The organism is Gammaproteobacteria bacterium, from assembly GCA_015709615.1.
In the GTDB taxonomy this organism is placed as follows: domain Bacteria; phylum Pseudomonadota; class Gammaproteobacteria; order Burkholderiales; family Nitrosomonadaceae; genus Nitrosomonas.
In genome coordinates this window covers 891,264-908,385 of the sequence record CP054179.1, presented here as the reverse complement: position 1 = coordinate 908,385, position 17,122 = coordinate 891,264, and the positions used below count along the sequence as shown (strand labels likewise).

The following is a 17,122-nucleotide window of genomic DNA, read 5'->3' as shown; positions in this document are numbered from 1 at the left end:
TCAAGGTTGATAACGCAACATGGCGAAAAAATTCCGCCCCGGTTGATTGTAGAATGCCGCGGTTTGGTAGTGCTCATTGAATATATTTTCAATGCGGCCTTGCAAGCGCCAATGTTTATTCAAGTTGTACTCGGCGCGCAGGTCAAATTTGACGTAACTGTCCAGCTTGCGGGTATTGGCCAGATCGTCATAGCGCTGGCCTTCGACCAGTAGCATTGCGCCGAGGCGGTAACGACCGAATTGCCGGTCAGCTTCCAGCCGGAACGATTCCGCGGCGCGCCGCGGCAATATATTACCGCGATTTGGGCCGGATGAACGATTTTCGGGATCCATCAAAGTCAGATTACCGTTCAATTGCCAGCCCTTGACTTGCAAGCTGATGATTCCCTCAAAGCCGCGAATGCGCGCCTGATCGACATTGGCGGGTGCAAAGATGGCGGCGTCGTAGGCAATCAGATGATCGATGCGGTTTTCATACACATTCAACGACCAATTACCCCAAACCGCCTTGCCCCGTGTGCCGAATTCAAAACTGCGCGAATCTTCCGGGCGCAAATGTGGATTGCTGAAGCCGGGAAAATACAATTCGTTGAATGTCGGCGCTTTGAAAGCGCTGCCGAAATTCGCCAGCAGACGGACGTTTTCCGTGAGCGGATAACCCCAGCCAACACCGCCGGTCACCCGGCTGCCGAATTGCTGATTATCGTCATGCCGCAGCGAGAGCTGGAAATCATGTTTGGTAACGGTGGCCTGGTGCTGCCCGAAAACCCCCCAATTGGTACGCGAATTCACGGTAAAAGCTTCGGTGCTGTCAACGTGATCATTCTGATAATCCATGCCGATGGTCAGCAAGTTTTTCGGATTGATGGTGAAATCGTTCAATAGCGAAATGGTATTGCGCGTGGTGTTGAAACGGCTTTGAAACAGCGTGTTGAGAAAATTATCGGTATCTTCGTGGCTGCTGCCGCCGATCAGGTTGATGCGCCAGAACTTGAGCGGTGAATAACGCGCCGTGCCGCCAAAAACCTGCTGCATCACAATTCCTTTATTGACGAAGCCGCCGTCGAATTCGGCTTTTCCCGCGGAGCGCATGAAGCTGCCGTCAATTTCCAATCCGTTTTCGAAACGGTATCCCGCACGCGCGCTGCCTGCGACATTGCGGTAACCATCCTTGTCGTAGAGTGTGGGATCGGACGAATCGACAAAGCAACCGGCATTGCTGGAGCCGGTGCAGGCATTAAATCCGCGTGTGCCAATGCCGCTGGCGGTCATATTCAACCAGCCTTGCTTGCCGCCGTATGCGAATCCGGTAGCACCTTCAAACGTCGTGTAACTGCCGCCGCCGAAATTGAAATTCGGTTTGAACCCGGTGCCGCTGCCTTTGCGGGTAAAAATATGGATCACACCGCCGATGGCTTCGGAGCCGTATAAGCTGGAACGCGGCCCGCGCACGATTTCGATGCGCTCGATCTGATCGATCGGAATATTTTCAAACGCTGTGGTGCCCGAGGTGGCGGAACCCACCTTGATGTTGTCAATCATGACGAGCACTTGGTCGGATTCGCTGCCGCGCATGAACACGGCGGTGTCTTTACCCGCGCCGCCATTGTTCGAGATACTCATTCCCGGCACGCCGCGGAACAAATCCTGAATCGAGCGCGCTTGCTGGCGTTCGATGTCCTGGCGTGAAATGACCGTGACCGAGGCGAGCGAAGCGTCGGCGGTCTGAGCCGTGCGCGTGGCCGTGACGATAACTGGTGGTTCCTGATGACCCGCACCACCTGCGGCAAAGGTATTCATAACCGTGCCGAACCATAGCACGGTCAGCGCCGTTAAACGGCATTTTTGCATGATTTGATTCCTGCGCGCACACCCGCGCGTTACCGAATTCTAAAATGAGAAAATGCGGAAGGAAAATCTGGAAATGACAACGCGATCGGTTCAAACGATACGAAACCGCCGGATATGCCACCGATTGCCCGCCGCAATCTCGCAGTAATGATCACTTCGGGCCGGTCTCCGGACTGATGAGTGGAAGCTATTCCGGATCTGCGCCTTCCCATGCGGTTGCACAGTGGCTTGATGCAGATCGTTAACTCAATTACCGTTGCGGGGGCAGTGCCGGCATTGCCTGATTCGAATCAGACGCACCGGTTTCCCGTTTAACCTGTAAGAAAAAACTTGCAGGCACCTGAACGTGAGGGTGCAAACTTACCCGAATGGCAGCCGGTATGTCAAGAATTGCTTGCGAAGCGGAGGTGTGACGATCATTATTCGTTCATGCATAATCCGGGTGATCGTATCCCAGGTTGGTTTATCTAAAAGTGAGTTATGTACCGTAAAGTGCGTTATTGTATTTTTGCTATCGCAGGCTTGATGCTTATGAGCGTTAACGTACTGGCCGAAAGCAGTTGCCTGCCGGATGCCCAGCAGGGAATCGGCGCACTGGGCCGGATCGAGCCGCGTTCGCGCGTGATTAAAATTTCCCATAACGCCGGTCCGGAAGGCGCGCGCGTGGAGCAGCTCTTTTTCGAGGAAGCCGATCCGGTCAAATCCGGCGATACAGTGGCGTTGCTGTCCGATCACTTCAAGAAAAAAGCGCAGGTGGAAGCAGCCAAAGCGCGCATCAAGGTACTCGAAGCGCAACGCGCGGTGGAGCAAGCCGCGCTGGCTTTCAATAGAAGGGAGTACTTGCGCCATCAATCGCTCGAACTGAGCTCCGCAACCAGTGCATCCATCGCCGATTCCAAGCGCTTGGCTTTCGAACAATCGCAAATCAATTTGAAGCGTTTGACGGCGGAAATCGCGCAAGCCCGATCCGAACTGAAAATTGACGAAGCGGAATTGGGCAATACCCGGATTGCCGCACCGATCAGCGGCACCGTGTTGAAGATTCATACGCGCCCGGGCGAACGGATCGGCGACCGGGGATTACTGGAAATGGCGGATTTATCACAGCTCGATGTCGTGGCGGAAGTCTACGAATCCGATTTGCTGCAAGTGAAAATAGGTCAACCGGGGTGTATTCATGCGGTTGGTTTTAAGCGGCGTTATCGCGCGCAAGTCAGGGAACTGGGGTTCCTGGTCAGGAAAAACGATATCAACGATACCGATCCGCTGGCCGATCGCGATAATCGCATCGTCGAAGTCCGCCTGGCGCTCGAGCCGGACGCCGTGACCGATTTACAGCATCAGATCTTCCGGCAGGTTAATGTGCGTATCATGCCGTGACGCTGATCGACTGGTTTTATTTTCCTGCGCGGCTGGCTTGGCGGCAATTGGTGTTTGACCGCACCAAACTGGTTGCCGCGATTTTTGGTGTTTTGTTCGCTTGCGTGCTGGTGTTCATGCAACTGGGTTTCCGGGATGCGTTGTATGCCAGCGCAATTTCCACGGCACTAAAGCTAAACGGCGATCTATTCCTGATGCACAAACAAAGCGAAGCGTTGTGGCGTCCGGTGGAGTTTAAACGCAATGAACTGATGCGCGCGTTGGGAAATCCGGCGGTCGCCGAAGTTTATCCGTTATATTTGGGGCTGGCGCCGTTCAAGAATATTGAAACCCAGGTCAAGCGCACATTGATGGTGTACGGTTTTGATCCGGATTCGCAGATATTTAGCGTGAAAACCATCCGGGATCAGCAGGCCGGGTTGAAACTGAAGGATACCGTGCTGTTCGACGAATATTCACGCCCTGAATTCGGGCCGCTGCGGCAGTTACTGCAAACCGGGCGGAATGTCACCGAGATCAACGATTATAAAATCACCATCATCGGCTTGATCAAGCTGGGCGTATCGTTTGCCGCCGACGGCAATGTCGTCACCAGTGAGCTTAATTTCATGCGGATTTTTCCCAAAAGGGATCGCAGCGATATCGACTTGGGCATCATCAAACTGTACCCGGGTGCCTCGATCGAACAAACGCAAGCCGAATTGCGCCAGCGGCTAAATGAGTTCGTCAATGTGTTTACCTATGAAGAATTGTTGCAGTATGAAAAAAACTATTGGGCCAATATGGCGCCGATCGGTTTCATCTTCGGTTTCGGCGCCATCATGGGCTGGGTGGTCGGGCTGGTGATCGTGTATCAGATTCTGTTTACCGACATCGCCAATCTGCGTAACGAATTTGCCACGCTCAAAGCCATCGGTTACGAGCAGGGCTATTTCATCCGTGTGGTGTTTGCTTCGGCTTTCTTTTTGGCGGTTTTGGGATTCGTGCCGGGCTGTGCGCTTTCCATCGGCTTGTATCACTTGGCGGAATCGCAAATATTCATGCCCATGCCGATGACCTTGCACAAGGTCGTGACCGTGTTCGCTTTTATTCTCTCCATGTGCGCAATGGCCGGATTCCTCGCCATCCGCAAATTGAAAGCCGCCGATCCGGCGGATATGTTCTGATGGCCGCGATTATCGATGTCGACCGCTTGAGTTTCAGTTTCGGCAGCGGCGTTCTGGTACAACCCGTTCTGAAGGATGTGACGATTGCGATCCGGCAAGGTGAAATCGTGCTGATCACCGGGCCTTCCGGTTCCGGCAAAACGACATTCCTAACCATTATCGGCGGGCTGCGCCAAGCATTCCACGGCAGCGTGAAAGTGCTCGATCAGCAATTGGTCAATAGCAACGAGCAGGTCAAAATCAGAGTGCGGCAGCAAATCGGTTACATTTTTCAGCAGCATAATCTGCTCAAATCGCTCACGGCGTTACAAAACGTCAGCATGACGCTGGAAATGGGCAACACGCTGACCGAGCAGCAAAGACTCGAACGGTCGGCGCAAATGCTGACCGCCGTGGGATTGGCAGACCGCCTTCACTACAAACCGGATCAACTGTCAGCCGGGCAGCGGCAACGGGTTTCCATCGCACGTGCCTTGGTCGGGCAGCCGAAAATCGTGCTGGCCGACGAACCGACCGCCTCGCTCGACAAACAAAGCGGCTACGAAGCCGTCAGCATTCTGAAGCAACTGGCAAAGGAATCGCAAACCACCATCCTGCTGGTCACGCACGACTACCGCATTCTCGATGTCGCGGATCGCGTGGTTGAGTTGGAAGATGGGGTGATCAAGACTGTTTGATTAGAGGCCGATCAAGGAATTTCCAATCTCGAATTTCGCTGTAACTTTAATTTCCTGAAACCGGATGTCAAAATAAAACTATTAATTCCAGTCTTTTTTCTGTGTGATTCTGAAATAGAAACGGGAGCCTAAGCTCCCGTTCCGGACGAATATTAGTTTGGTTAAGCGGCCAGCTTTTTTCGCTGCCACACGAAACCCAGTAAGCCTAAGCCCGCTATGAACATGGCGTAGGTTTGCGGTTCGGGAATGGCTTGCATTACGGCATCAACCTCAAAGTCACCATCGCCATAAGAATAGGGAGGTAAAGGTGAGCCAACGACACCTTGCGTAAGTCCGACCACAGCGGAGATCATGTTAACCGGCGTGCTAAACTGCCATCGGGTAGCGCCATCGTCAGGCAAGCCCGCTGAGTTCCACCCTTGTTCGTATACCTCGACGACCTTGCCGAGAATCCACGTTGAACCTCCATCGTTCGATCCCCACAGCGAAGATTCCAGCGCTTCATTCGGTAGGGGTGCATGGTCGATTGTCGGATAAAGATAATAATCGCTTGCCGACGCAGAAAATGTCCAGATCGGGCTGCTCGCCGAGCCGGGCGTTATTCCTGCAGAACCAAGAAAATGGTAATCGGGAAAGAATCCCGCCGTCGGATTGGTGGAGCCATCCGTCGAATAATTATAACCTCCGGTTGGATTAAAGCTGAAGAACGTGGTCGGAGCATTGGTTACAGAAATTGCCGGAACACCGATAGGAATGGTGCCTGGGTTGTCAATGGCGCCCATTTGAGCAGCAGGTGTGGAAAATACTCCTGCGTTGACCGTACCGTTCGTGTATAGCGTTGCTACCAATGCTGCAAAGACGATTCTGAGAGTAATTGTCATGAGTAGTTATATAGGGACGCCTCCCGGTTTGACAAGTGATACACCGTATTCAGGTCAATTACATACTTGCAGTCCGTCACTCGGTTTATCTGCCTGCTTAACCTATCAGCATTCCACTCCTTTTTAGTGATTATTTTTTTTGTTATTTGAGCGACTTGGCTCACATAACCCTCTTTGTATTTCCTGCTGTGCGCCAACATTACCACTCCCTAAAGCCGGATTTTTTTATTATGCTGTCATAGTGGGATTGTCTGTTTGATAAGTAAATAAGCTGAATGCTTATTTTTATCTAAGCTATTACTTATTTCAGGCTTAATGTAACTAGTGGAGAGATTATTCGGAGTGAACTTAACCATAGTTTGATATGGTTTGAGCTTGAGATTCCCCGTGGTTTTGCCACGGGGTTGTTTATTGCCAAAGTGTTTGCAGTAATATTTCAGCGTGCGGCTAACTCAAGCCCTGAACAGATTCGGATCAATAAATTTTAACGAGATACCGCTATTGTTAAAACTTAGCACCGGTACCGACGAGCTCACCGGAAGTAATTTTGTAGGCGAAGTTTTCGTGATCCAGGCTGTCGAGCGCTTTTCCATCGATTTCCGCATACGGATGCATGAAGAAAGGCAGCTTGCTGGCAGCGTTGGCGGGATGCAATGTCAAATCTTCAGCGTGATTGAATGTCAGCCAATTCATTTCCCAGGTGCCGAAAAATTTTTCTCTCAGTTGCATGATTTTCGGATCGTCCAGCGCCAGCTTTTCCAAGCTTGATGCTTGCAGCACATCGGCCGGGTTGACCGGTATCCAGCCGCGTCCGGCGAGAAAGAATTCCGCGCGGCAGTGTTGTGATTGGCTGATGTCGCCGTATTGCCCGATACTGTCGAACAATTTTGATTCGCTGATGCGGATGCCGTACTGGTTGCGTGCGGGAATATTGGCTGCTTTTGCCAGTGCGACGAACAACGAGTTCAAGTCGACGCATTTACCGGATAATTGACTTTTCTCCAGCATAGTCTTGACATCACCTTGTCCGCGTCCGCGCGTGTTCGGATCGTATTGCGCATTAGCGATGACCCAGTCGTAAATGGCTTTGGCTTGCTCCACCGTCGATGCGGCATGCTTTCCTTTCAGGATGGTGTGCGCGGTTTCACGCACGATGCCATTGGTCGGCTTTAAGTGGGTCGGATTCAAAAAATTCTTGATGCTGTGCGGTAGCGCGGAATTCTTGGTGGCATGATCGTGTGAAACATCCAGCGAATGGTGCGTGGTTTTCACGATGCAACTGACGGTGACGTGACGCTGTCCGCTTTTCGGTTTGCCTTGCCACTCCGCTTTGAATACCGGGAAAGGGCTGGATCCCAGCGTGGCGAACGAAGCTTTTGCGGCATTGCCGCTCCAGTTACTGCCTTGGGTGAATTGAAAAGCGGAGTCGTTGGTATCGGGCAGCGGCAGCCATAAACGTGCGGAATTGCCTTTGGCCGGGAGATCGATTTGATAGGTTAAGCGGTAGCTGGTCCAGTTGCTGAAGTCCGATGACAGCAGTTGCTTGGCCATTAAGGATGAAACGGGGAATGAGAGTACACTTGTGCCGATTAATTTTATAAAATCCCTGCGTTTCATAACTTCCTTTATGGTGAATTCGTTGCGATGCGGAATTTTATCTGATCGTTTTTTTATGTCAATGCAGCGCGTGCAGGTATTTCAATGATGACTCATTCGATGGATTTTCTGCCGGTGGTGGAAATTGAAACAGACGATTCTCCGGCATATGCCATTATATGGCTGCACGGGCTGGGCGCCGATGGAAACGATTTCGTGCCGATCGTGAATGAACTGGAATTATCGCCCGGTGCGGCGGTACGGTTTATTTTTCCGCACGCGCCGGAACGCCCTGTCACGATCAATAACGGTTATGTCATGCGCGCCTGGTACGATATCTATCATGCCGATTTTAATAATCATCAGGATAAATCCGGCATTCAGGATTCGCAAAAAGCCGTAGATGCCTTGATTGAAAAGGAAATGCGGCGCGGTATTCCATCCAATCGCATCGTGCTCGCAGGATTTTCGCAGGGCGGCGCGATGGCGTTGCAAGCCGGGTTGCGGCAACCTAATCCGCTGGCTGGGATTATCGCCTTGTCCTGTTATTTACCCCTTGCAGAATCACTTGCAGCCGAAGCATCTGGCGCTAATGCCGCTACACCGGTATTCATGGCGCATGGCAGTTACGATCCGGTGGTGCCTTTGGCTTTGGCTGTGGAGTCAAAAGAAAAATTGCTGACTGGCGGCTATTCGCTGGAATGGCATGAATACCCGATGGCGCATACCGTCTGTGGACAGGAGATTGCCGATATCAGCGGCTGGTTGCGGCGCATCATGAGCGCATCTTAATAAGCATTATCTTTTTTGAAGACGATCCAAACGGTTTTGAAGATGATCCAGAGGTCGAGCCAGATGGACCAGTTTTTGAGGTAGTAGAGGTCGTGCTCGATGCGTGCTTTCATTTTTTCCAGCACTTCGGTTTCGCCGCGCCAGCCGTTGACCTGTGCCCAGCCGGTGATGCCGGGTTTGGCCATATGGCGCAGCATGTAACCCTTGATCAGTTTGCGGTAGAGCTCGTTATGCGCCACTGCATGCGGACGGGGGCCGACGATGCTCATTTTGCCCTCCAGCACATTGAAGAACTGCGGCAATTCATCCAGTGACGTGCGGCGCAGGAAGCCGCCGATTTTGGTCAGGCGCTGATCGTTTTGCCTGGCTTGCTGAATATTGGCGCCGTCTTCGGTGACTGTCATGGAGCGGAACTTGTACACGATGATTTCCTCACCGTTGAGACCGTAGCGGCGCTGCTTGAAGATCACCGGGCCGGGCGAGGTGAGTTTTACCGCCAAGGCGATGCACGCCATCACCGGCGACAGCAAGATGATGATCAGCAAAGCCAGCACAAAATCGCTGATACTCTTCACCACGCCGTCGACGCCGATGAAAGGCGACTCGTTCATGGCTACCACCGGCGTATCGCCGATGTATTCGAAACGTGCTTGCATCAAATCGAAGATATAAATATCCGGCAGGAAATAGATCGAAGACGTGGTATCCGGCAACTCATCCATCAATTTCTGGATGCGCGGCTGCGACGACATCGGCAGACTGATGAAGACCATCTCGATATTATGTTTCTGGATGTACGGCACGACATCGTCCAATCCGCCCAAGCGCGAACCGAAGTCATCCGGTCTGACGACAGCCGCGGCAAGATCAACCGGCTCTTCCGCTTGCGAACCGAAATGGCCGGCAATGCGCGAACTGCTGCGCTCATCAAAGAACCCCTGATAACTGATCAGCAAAAAGGGCAGCTCGGCGATATGCCGGATGAACGATAAACTGTTTTCATTGGCGCCGATCACGATCGCCAAACGCAATTTGCCTTTATTGTATAAACCGGCGACGATGCTGCGCACTATGAGATGGCTGGCAATCAGCATGAGCGGTGTGACGATGAACCAAGTCAGCAAGACTTGCTTGGAGAATTGATTGTGAAATTTAGTGGCGTAACCGAGAAATACCAAAATGGCGATAATCACCAGCCAGCCCATCACCGTATCGCGCACATAAGCGAGCAAACGCCCCTTGCGCCAATTGCGGTAAATGAGAATGCGCTCGTAAATATAGGTGGAAATGAAAAAGGTGATGATAACCAGCACCAGGTAATAACTAGTGAAATCTTCATCGTACAACCAGGCGGTCAGAATCAGCATGCTCCAGATGATGAAAGGATCGAGCAAGTGCTTGAAAAAGGCTACGATGGGTAAATCGTTGACTGTCATTGTTTTCCGTACGTGTACTGCAGATTGATATTGGCGCCGTTGGCGTTGAATCCGCCGAGAAAGTAATCGGTCTGCAAATCGTTATGATAGGCGGAAGCCATCACTTGCAAGCCGGGATAGGGCGTATAGACGAGTTTTACAGTGGCATTGCGGACCGTATTGCTGACACCCAACGGCAAAGCGGTGTCGGTCAGCGCCGAGAAACGGTCGAATTTCATATGCTGGTAAGAGAAATCCCCCTCAAGTCTTACTTTTCTTGTGATATTCCATGAAGGCGCAACACTGACTCCGGTATTCAGACTGAAGCTGGCGGTCAGCATCAGCATGGCCGCAGTCTCACGCCATCCGGTAACCGTCAAGCCGATCTTGTCGGTAGGTTGCCATTGATAGATCATACGGGCATTGAAACCGCTGAAATTACGCGCTGTAAAACTTGCATTGGTGCGTTCCACCCATCCACCCGTACCGTAGAGGCGCGATTTTCCGGATACCACCCAGTTGATCTTGGCCAATGCTTCCTTTTGATTATAGCTGTTGTCGGTGAGCGAACCGTCCGGTGCGCGCACCAGAATCGGGAAATCGCCGAAAGTGTCGCGAAAGACCAACCCCACGGTATTTCTGATCGATGTGACATAATCGATTCCGCCTTCAAAGCGATCTTCTATCCGGTTAAGAAAACGCAAGGTGGCACTGTTCGTATTCAGATCATAGCGGGTATAGCCGCCGTTCAGGCGCCAACTGGGATGCAGGCTCCAGCTGGCATTAAAAAACTCGGTTTGCTCGGTCCTGATATTTTTTAAACCCGGCTGAAACATAAAAGGCGTGAGCGATTGCACATAGCTTGCCCCCATATTGCCGTCCAGGCGGTTGCCGAGAAACCAACGCCAACTGCCGTTGAAGTTTTTCAGATTGTTGTTCATTTGATCGAATCTTTCAAAGCGCGTATGCGTCCAGTTTAAATTCGCATTGAATTGCTGCCGTCCGATTTCTTTATTCAGCAACACGCCGCCGGTAAAACGATGCGACATATCAAAAAGGTTATTCGTTCCCAGCGCCGTCGTAGGCATTTTGTCGCGGATGCGCAAGATGTTGTCGTCGGCGGTGAAGGTGTAACTGCCGTAAGGCTGTATCAAGTTGCCCAATGCCGCAGCACAGACGTTATAGCTGCAAAGCAGCAATGAAATTCCCGTAGCGAGAGCCTGCAGCCGGATAAATCGTGAGTGGCGGATTGCAACGGGTTTAACAGACTGGGTAATGCGAGTAAATGTAACTTCCATGAATTGATGTTTCATTAACTTGAGATTCTCAGAGTTTTCCGTAGACAAAGATCAAGCGGTTGGACAGAACCTGTGTTTTCCATAACATGTTCTCATAAAATGATTTTGAACAACACTTTTTCCACTCTAAAAAACACTCTTTTACCTCTCCCCCTTCCCTTATTCGATATTTTTAACAATTTGGATCAGAATTTCTTGCAGCTTAGTAGCATTCAATGGTAATTACAGTCATAGCTTATACGTTAATTATGTATAAGCTCGATTGAATGGAAAGATCATTTAAAGAAAAAGACTGTTTCTCAGCGCAGTCAATATAAAGCATGTTGTCACAGATGGCGTAGTGAAATAGGCAAGATATTTACCGTCTATTTCAGTGATTCCTGATGTAATTCTGCAGTCACAATAACTGGGTCGAAATTGACGGATCCTATTTTCAATGACACTATCCGGTATACTTAAAACTTATTATTATTTTATTGGTTAAATTATGAGTGAATATCTTTTTACTTCCGAGTCTGTTTCTGAAGGGCATCCCGATAAGGTTGCCGATCAAATTTCCGATGCTGTGTTGGATGCAATCCTGAGTCAAGATCCTAACGCGCGGGTTGCGTGTGAAACATTGTGCAGTACCGGGTTGATTGTATTGTCGGGTGAAATAACGACACATGCATCTGTTGATTACAATATTATTGCGCGCGAAACCGTTAAGAACATCGGCTATACCAGTTCGAATATCGGTTTCGATTCGACTACTTGCGCGGTATTAACCGCATTCAACAAACAATCGCCGGATATTGCCCAGGGTGTCAATCGTTCCAAGGAAGAAGAGATGGATCAAGGGGCTGGTGACCAAGGTCTGATGTTCGGTTACGCGTGCGATGAAACGCCACAACTGATGCCCATGCCGATTTTTTATGCGCACCGTTTGGTCGAGCGGCAAGCGGAGTTGAGAAAGAAAGGTCAGCTATCTTGGCTGCGTCCCGATGCCAAATCGCAAGTTTCGGTGCGTTATCAGAATGGCAAACCGCAGCAAATTGAGACGGTTGTGATTTCCACACAGCATGATCCGGATATTTCGCATGCGGCATTGACCGAAGCGGTTATTGAAGAAATCATTAAACCGGTATTACCTTCCGCTCTGATCAGTAACCGTATTCAATATTTGGTCAATCCGACCGGGCGTTTTGTTGTCGGTGGTCCGATGGGTGATTGCGGCTTGACCGGCCGTAAAATCATTGTCGATAGCTACGGTGGTGCGGCACATCATGGCGGCGGCGCATTCTCGGGTAAAGATCCCTCCAAGGTGGATCGGTCGGCAACTTACGCCGGACGTTATGTGGCTAAAAATATCGTGGCAGCAGGAATTGCCAGCAAATGCGAAGTGCAGGTGGCTTATGCCATCGGTGTTGCACGCCCTGTTTCATTGATGGTCAATACATTCGGCACCGGCAAAATCGCCGATGAGAAAATTGTGCAATTGATCGAGAAACATTTTGATTTGCGCCCTCGCGGTATCATTCATACCCTCAACCTGTTGCGTCCCATTTATGCCAAAACCGCAGCCTACGGGCATTTTGGGCGCGAGCTTCCGGAGTTTACCTGGGAAGCTACCGATAAGGCCGCGCAATTGCGTGCGGATGCCGGTCTCTAAATTTTTAACGATCTTTGCCGACATCAGATGGCTTAATTCGATTTTCCCCTATGGTGAGGAGCGCTGCAGCGGTTGGTTCCGTGAGGCTCAGCATAGGCGGGTATTGTTACAACGGCGCTCGTTCATACCAAGGAGAAGTTTATGAACGCTGTGCTCAGCCCCAATTTTAACGACTACAAAGTTGCCGATATTGCATTGGCGGAATGGGGGCGTAAAGAAATCGCCATCGCGGAAACGGAAATGCCGGGTTTAATGGCATTACGTAAAGAATATGCCAGTCAGAAACCATTGGCGGGCGCACGTATTGCCGGTTCTTTGCATATGACGATTCAAACGGCTGTGCTGATTGAAACGCTGGTAGCCCTCGGTGCTGAAGTTCGCTGGGCTTCCTGCAATATATTTTCCACGCAGGATCATGCGGCTGCGGCAATTGCCGCCAGAAATATTCCGGTTTTTGCCTATAAAGGCGAATCACTCGAGGATTATTGGGAATACGCGCATAGAATTTTTGAATGGACCGCTGGCGGACAATCGGTTGGCGCCAATATGATTCTGGACGATGGCGGGGACGCAACTTTGTTGTTGATTCTGGGTGCAAAGGCCGAGAAAAATCCCGCGATTATTGCCAATCCGGGCAACGAAGAAGAAACCGCACTATTTGCTTCCATCAAAAAGAAATTGGCATCCGAACCCGGTTGGTATTCAAGAAATCTTGCTCGGATACGCGGTGTAACCGAAGAAACCACGACCGGGGTGCATCGTTTATATGAAATGCAAAAAAGTGGCGAGCTGCCGTTTCCCGCTTTCAACGTCAACGATTCCGTCACCAAATCAAAGTTTGATAATCTTTACGGTTGCAGGGAATCCCTGGTGGACGGCATCAAACGCGCGACCGATGTCATGATCGCCGGAAAAATCGCGGTGGTTTGCGGCTACGGCGATGTCGGTAAAGGATGCGCCCAATCGTTGCGCGGTCTGGGTGCTACGGTCTGGATCACGGAAATCGATCCCATTTGCGCCTTGCAGGCGGCGATGGAAGGTTATCGCGTGGTTACGATGGACGATGCATGCAGCCAGGCGGATATTTTCGTTACCGCAACTGGTAATCTACGCGTTATTACGCATGATCACATGTTGAACATGAAGGATCAGGCGATTGTTTGCAATATCGGCCACTTCGATTCCGAAATCGATATCGCTTCAATTCAAAAATACCAATGGGAAAATATCAAACCGCAAGTGGATCACGTCATATTCCCGACTGGACGCCGCATTATCGTGCTGGCGCAAGGCCGGCTGGTGAATTTGGGGTGTGCTACCGGACACCCTTCGTTTGTCATGTCCAGCTCGTTTACCAATCAAGTATTGGCGCAGATGGAGTTATGGCAGAACGGCGCGAACTATCAGAAGAATGTTTATGTTTTACCGAAACATTTGGATGAAAAAGTGGCGCGTCTGCACGTGGGCAAACTAGGTGTGAAACTTACCGAATTGACCGATGAGCAGGCAAAATACCTGGGTTTGAACAAAAACGGTCCATTCAAACCGGAAATGTACCGGTATTAAGCATTTGTTCTACTTCAGCGGAAGAACCGGCGCATGAGTTTTCCTGCATTCGGCCGGTTCTTCCCTTAAGAAAATACTGATCATATTTGTGCGATTACGATGCCAATCGTGCTCACTTTGCATTTCTGTACCTTGCTAAGATGAAATCACAAAAAAAATTTCTTCCTGCTTTCAGCTTTGAGCTTTTTCCGCCGCAAACTCCGGAAGGTGTAGAAAAATTGCGTTTGACACGTCAACAACTGGCGCGCTTCAATCCTAAATTCTTTTCTGTGACTTTTGGCGCTGGCGGTTCGACACGCGAACGCACACTGGAAACTGTCCTGGAAATCCAGGCTGAAGGCCATGTCGTCGCGCCGCATCTTTCTTGCATCGGCTCTACGCAAGAGAATATTCGCGCTATTCTGGAAAAGTATTATCAAGCGGGAATCCGGCATATCGTGGCATTACGCGGTGATTTGCCTTCCGGCATGGCGCAAGCCGGCGAGTTTCGCTATGCCAGTGAACTGGTGGCGTTTATCCGGCAGGAGTACGGCGCTTCTTTCCATATCGATGTGGCGGCTTATCCGGAATATCATCCGCAAGCGCGATCCGCACAAACGGATTTTGAGAATTTCAAACGCAAAATCGAAACCGGTGCCAGTTCGGCGATTACTCAGTATTTCTATAACGCCGACGCGTATTTTCATTTTGTCGAGTCGTGTGAATCAGCCGGTTTGAATATTCCGGTTGTTCCCGGCATCATGCCGATCAATAAATTTTCACAGCTGGTGCGATTTTCCGATACTTGCGGCGCCGAGATTCCGCGCTGGATTCGTAAAAAACTGGAAAGCTACGGTGATGACAGCGAATCCATTCAGGCTTTCGGATTGGATGTTGTGACCGAGTTGTGTGAGCGGTTATTACAAGCAGGCGCGCCCGGATTGCATTTCTATACGCTCAACTCCGCCAAGCTTACCTCTACCATTTGGCAACGCCTTAGTCTTCAGAATCAATAATAATCAGTCCACAATAGCGTAATGTTTTATCAGTTTTCCACTCTGATAAAACATTAACTGCGTAACATCATCGGGCGCAGATTCAGAGCGGCAAAGCAGCGAAACCGGAATGAACTTTTTCCTGATTCCCTCAGCCAGTATATAATGCGCATCAATATTCTGATTAAAATAAAAAAGCACGAGGTTTCGAAATGACAGAAAAAAAGGTTGCTTCTGATAACGCAACAACAGAAGCATCGGTTGTAGACACGCCGGGTTCGGATGTTTCAATCATGGATGCTTGTATTGCGCACGCCAAAGAAGTCAAGGCCACGCAACTTGAGCTGATCAAAAGCAAGGGTTATGATTTTGCGCCTGAGTTCAAAGATATGACCATTCAGCTCTATCTGTTCGGTGTCATGTGGAGATTCGCGGAAAACATGGGGAGTGCTGATGATGCGCGTGAATTGGCATTCGCAGCTTTGGGGGAGTTGTTCTTGCAAGAGCGCATGCCCAAACAAAAAGTGACCAAGCGTATCGAGTTCCTGAAGAAAATGTCCAAAATCGAGGAAGAGCATAATGCGTTGTCTGTTGTTATCGGTTATGAATCCGAACCGGGTGACAACAGTCTGGCGGAAGTGTTTGATCATTACGTCGATGATACGCAAGTGTCCGGTGCGTTTTGGCGATTGTACGATCGCGGCAGAAAAATCATGTTGTACGGTGGCTTATCGATAGCCTTTTTTGTGATCTGGTTTGTTACCTTATTCATGCCGGGAAATTCCACGATTGCCATACTTGCAGCCGGGCTCATTGCCGCGGCGCTTTTTGTCATACCGGTATTTTTGATCGGCATTTTCATCTACCGCACAAAAATTAAAAAAGCAAAACGAGCGAGTTAGCGCTTTCATGACGTAAAGATGTTCGAAACTGTTCGGTATGTAGAGAAGATTCAAGTTGATTGACCAACCGGTTGCTGGTGTGAAAATGAGTGCTCAAATTATCGATGGCAAAAAATTGGCCGAATCGGTGCGTGCGGAATGGAAAACGCGCGCGGAAAAACTGATTCAAGCGGGCGCAAAACCGGGATTGGCGGTCATTATCGTCGGCGATAATGCAGCATCCAGTCTTTATGTCAGGAATAAAGTCAAAGCGTGCAGCGAGATTGGCATTTATTCCGAAGTGCATAGCTTTCAGCAAAATGCAACACAAGCTGAAGTATTGGATTGTATCCAAGCACTCAACCAGAATCCGCATATTCATGGCATCCTGGTTCAACTGCCGTTGCCAGCGCACTTTGAAAATAACCGCGTGATTACATCGATCGCTATTGAGAAAGACGTCGATGGTTTTCATTTGTATAACGTCGGCGCACTGGTTACCGGCAATACAATTTTCTCTGCGTGCACACCGTTTGGTGTTATGGTGATGCTGGAAAGAAACCGGATTCCGATTGAAGGGCAGCACGCGGTCGTGATCGGGCGCAGCAACATCGTAGGTAAACCGATGGCGTTCATGCTGCTGGAAAAAGGCGCAACGGTTACTATCTGTACCTCAAAAACGCGTAACCTAGCGCAATTTACCAGGGATGCGGATATTCTGGTCGTAGCGACCGGAAAACCGCGCATGGTGACTGCCGAAATGGTAAAACCCGGTGCTGTCGTCATTGACGTTGGCATTAATCGATTGCCGGATGGAAAGCTTTGCGGTGATGTCGATTTCGATACGGTCAAGGAAATTGCCGGTTTTATTACGCCCGTTCCGGGAGGCGTCGGTCCCATGACCATTACCATGTTGTTATGCAATACCATTCTGGCGGCGGAACGCGCCCAGGCCGGTATTCCAATAAGGTAATCCGTTAATTTAGCGAGTGTG

At 50.2% G+C, this 17,122-nt stretch carries 14 protein-coding genes and 2 riboswitches; of the genes, 9 read left to right on the top strand and 5 right to left on the bottom strand.

All coding sequences use genetic code 11. The features are described from left to right. Positions 1 to 1,851 carry a TonB-dependent vitamin B12 receptor gene (gene btuB / locus HRU77_04550; protein QOJ20030.1) on the bottom strand — a complete coding sequence of 617 codons (1,851 nt, stop codon included), beginning with the start codon at positions 1,849 to 1,851 and terminating at the stop codon, positions 1 to 3. A 141-nt stretch (positions 1,852 to 1,992) separates the two neighbouring features. After that, positions 1,993 to 2,210: riboswitch (cobalamin riboswitch) on the bottom strand. Between the two features lie 172 nt (positions 2,211 to 2,382). Between btuB and HRU77_04545 the strand changes: the two genes are divergently transcribed. The 3 genes from HRU77_04545 to HRU77_04535 are packed head-to-tail and all read left to right on the top strand — an operon-like array spanning position 2,383 to position 5,074. Continuing rightward, positions 2,383 to 3,231, top strand: a complete 849-nt coding sequence (locus HRU77_04545) for an efflux RND transporter periplasmic adaptor subunit (protein ID QOJ20029.1) — start codon at positions 2,383 to 2,385, stop codon at positions 3,229 to 3,231. 2 nt (positions 3,232 to 3,233) lie between these two features. Beyond that, positions 3,234 to 4,397 carry an FtsX-like permease family protein gene (locus HRU77_04540; GenBank protein QOJ22060.1) on the top strand — a complete coding sequence of 388 codons (1,164 nt, stop codon included), beginning with the start codon at positions 3,234 to 3,236 and terminating at the stop codon, positions 4,395 to 4,397. After that, on the top strand, positions 4,397 to 5,074 hold the full coding sequence (locus HRU77_04535; protein QOJ20028.1) for an ATP-binding cassette domain-containing protein: 678 nt from the start codon (positions 4,397 to 4,399) through the stop codon (positions 5,072 to 5,074). Before HRU77_04540 ends, HRU77_04535 begins: the two co-directional genes overlap by 1 nt. A 161-nt stretch (positions 5,075 to 5,235) precedes the next feature. On the opposite strand, the gene HRU77_04530 is transcribed toward HRU77_04535, so the two are convergent. Next, entirely contained in the window at positions 5,236 to 5,427 is a 192-nt protein-coding gene (locus HRU77_04530) for a PEP-CTERM sorting domain-containing protein (GenBank protein ID QOJ22059.1), read from the bottom strand. Positions 5,428 to 6,459: 1,032 nt separating this feature from the next. Further along, positions 6,460 to 7,572 (bottom strand): transglutaminase domain-containing protein, encoded by a 1,113-nt coding sequence (locus HRU77_04525; GenBank protein QOJ20027.1) that lies wholly within the window; start codon positions 7,570 to 7,572, stop codon positions 6,460 to 6,462. 84 nt (positions 7,573 to 7,656) lie between these two features. Between HRU77_04525 and HRU77_04520 the strand changes: the two genes are divergently transcribed. Beyond that, a complete protein-coding gene (locus HRU77_04520; GenBank protein ID QOJ20026.1) occupies positions 7,657 to 8,343 on the top strand; it encodes a dienelactone hydrolase family protein in 687 nt (228 codons plus the stop codon). Here HRU77_04520 and HRU77_04515 read toward each other — a convergent pair. Beyond that, positions 8,340 to 9,779 (bottom strand): undecaprenyl-phosphate glucose phosphotransferase, encoded by a 1,440-nt coding sequence (locus HRU77_04515; protein QOJ20025.1) that lies wholly within the window; start codon positions 9,777 to 9,779, stop codon positions 8,340 to 8,342. The two genes, HRU77_04520 and HRU77_04515, sit on opposite strands and share 4 nt — an antisense overlap. After that, a complete protein-coding gene (locus HRU77_04510) occupies positions 9,776 to 11,071 on the bottom strand; it encodes a hypothetical protein (GenBank protein QOJ20024.1) in 1,296 nt (431 codons plus the stop codon). The genes HRU77_04515 and HRU77_04510 overlap by 4 nt, the downstream gene beginning before the upstream one ends. A gap of 472 nt (positions 11,072 to 11,543) precedes the next feature. Between HRU77_04510 and HRU77_04505 the strand changes: the two genes are divergently transcribed. From HRU77_04505 to folD, 5 genes are all read left to right on the top strand, one after another. Beyond that, positions 11,544 to 12,707, top strand: coding sequence for a methionine adenosyltransferase (locus tag HRU77_04505; GenBank protein ID QOJ20023.1), 1,164 nt, complete (start codon positions 11,544 to 11,546; stop codon positions 12,705 to 12,707). 49 nt (positions 12,708 to 12,756) lie between these two features. Continuing rightward, a riboswitch (S-adenosyl-L-homocysteine riboswitch) is annotated at positions 12,757 to 12,834 on the top strand. Between the two features lie 14 nt (positions 12,835 to 12,848). Then, positions 12,849 to 14,273 carry an adenosylhomocysteinase gene (locus HRU77_04500; protein QOJ20022.1) on the top strand — a complete coding sequence of 475 codons (1,425 nt, stop codon included), beginning with the start codon at positions 12,849 to 12,851 and terminating at the stop codon, positions 14,271 to 14,273. 140 nt (positions 14,274 to 14,413) lie between these two features. After that, positions 14,414 to 15,268: a methylenetetrahydrofolate reductase [NAD(P)H] gene (gene metF, locus HRU77_04495; GenBank protein QOJ20021.1), complete on the top strand. Its 855-nt coding sequence runs from the start codon at positions 14,414 to 14,416 to the stop codon at positions 15,266 to 15,268. 191 nt (positions 15,269 to 15,459) lie between these two features. Continuing rightward, complete coding sequence (locus tag HRU77_04490) at positions 15,460 to 16,149, top strand: hypothetical protein (protein ID QOJ20020.1); 690 nt, start codon at positions 15,460 to 15,462, stop codon at positions 16,147 to 16,149. An 85-nt stretch (positions 16,150 to 16,234) separates the two neighbouring features. Beyond that, positions 16,235 to 17,101 (top strand): bifunctional methylenetetrahydrofolate dehydrogenase/methenyltetrahydrofolate cyclohydrolase FolD, encoded by an 867-nt coding sequence (folD, locus tag HRU77_04485; GenBank protein QOJ20019.1) that lies wholly within the window; start codon positions 16,235 to 16,237, stop codon positions 17,099 to 17,101. The last annotated feature ends 21 nt before the right edge of the window (positions 17,102 to 17,122 follow it).

Coding starts and splice junctions, on each gene's coding strand:
- HRU77_04505 (QOJ20023.1), top strand. CDS start 11,544: ATGAGTGAATATCTTTTTACTTCCGAGTCTGTTTCTGAAGGGCATCCC.
- folD (QOJ20019.1), top strand. CDS start 16,235: ATGAGTGCTCAAATTATCGATGGCAAAAAATTGGCCGAATCGGTGCGT.
- btuB (QOJ20030.1), bottom strand. CDS start 1,851: ATGCAAAAATGCCGTTTAACGGCGCTGACCGTGCTATGGTTCGGCACG.
- HRU77_04545 (QOJ20029.1), top strand. CDS start 2,383: ATGAGCGTTAACGTACTGGCCGAAAGCAGTTGCCTGCCGGATGCCCAG.
- metF (QOJ20021.1), top strand. CDS start 14,414: ATGAAATCACAAAAAAAATTTCTTCCTGCTTTCAGCTTTGAGCTTTTT.
- HRU77_04510 (QOJ20024.1), bottom strand. CDS start 11,071: ATGAAACATCAATTCATGGAAGTTACATTTACTCGCATTACCCAGTCT.
- HRU77_04535 (QOJ20028.1), top strand. CDS start 4,397: ATGGCCGCGATTATCGATGTCGACCGCTTGAGTTTCAGTTTCGGCAGC.
- HRU77_04525 (QOJ20027.1), bottom strand. CDS start 7,572: ATGAAACGCAGGGATTTTATAAAATTAATCGGCACAAGTGTACTCTCA.
- HRU77_04515 (QOJ20025.1), bottom strand. CDS start 9,779: ATGACAGTCAACGATTTACCCATCGTAGCCTTTTTCAAGCACTTGCTC.
- HRU77_04520 (QOJ20026.1), top strand. CDS start 7,657: ATGATGACTCATTCGATGGATTTTCTGCCGGTGGTGGAAATTGAAACA.
- HRU77_04490 (QOJ20020.1), top strand. CDS start 15,460: ATGACAGAAAAAAAGGTTGCTTCTGATAACGCAACAACAGAAGCATCG.
- HRU77_04500 (QOJ20022.1), top strand. CDS start 12,849: ATGAACGCTGTGCTCAGCCCCAATTTTAACGACTACAAAGTTGCCGAT.
- HRU77_04530 (QOJ22059.1), bottom strand. CDS start 5,427: ATGATCTCCGCTGTGGTCGGACTTACGCAAGGTGTCGTTGGCTCACCT.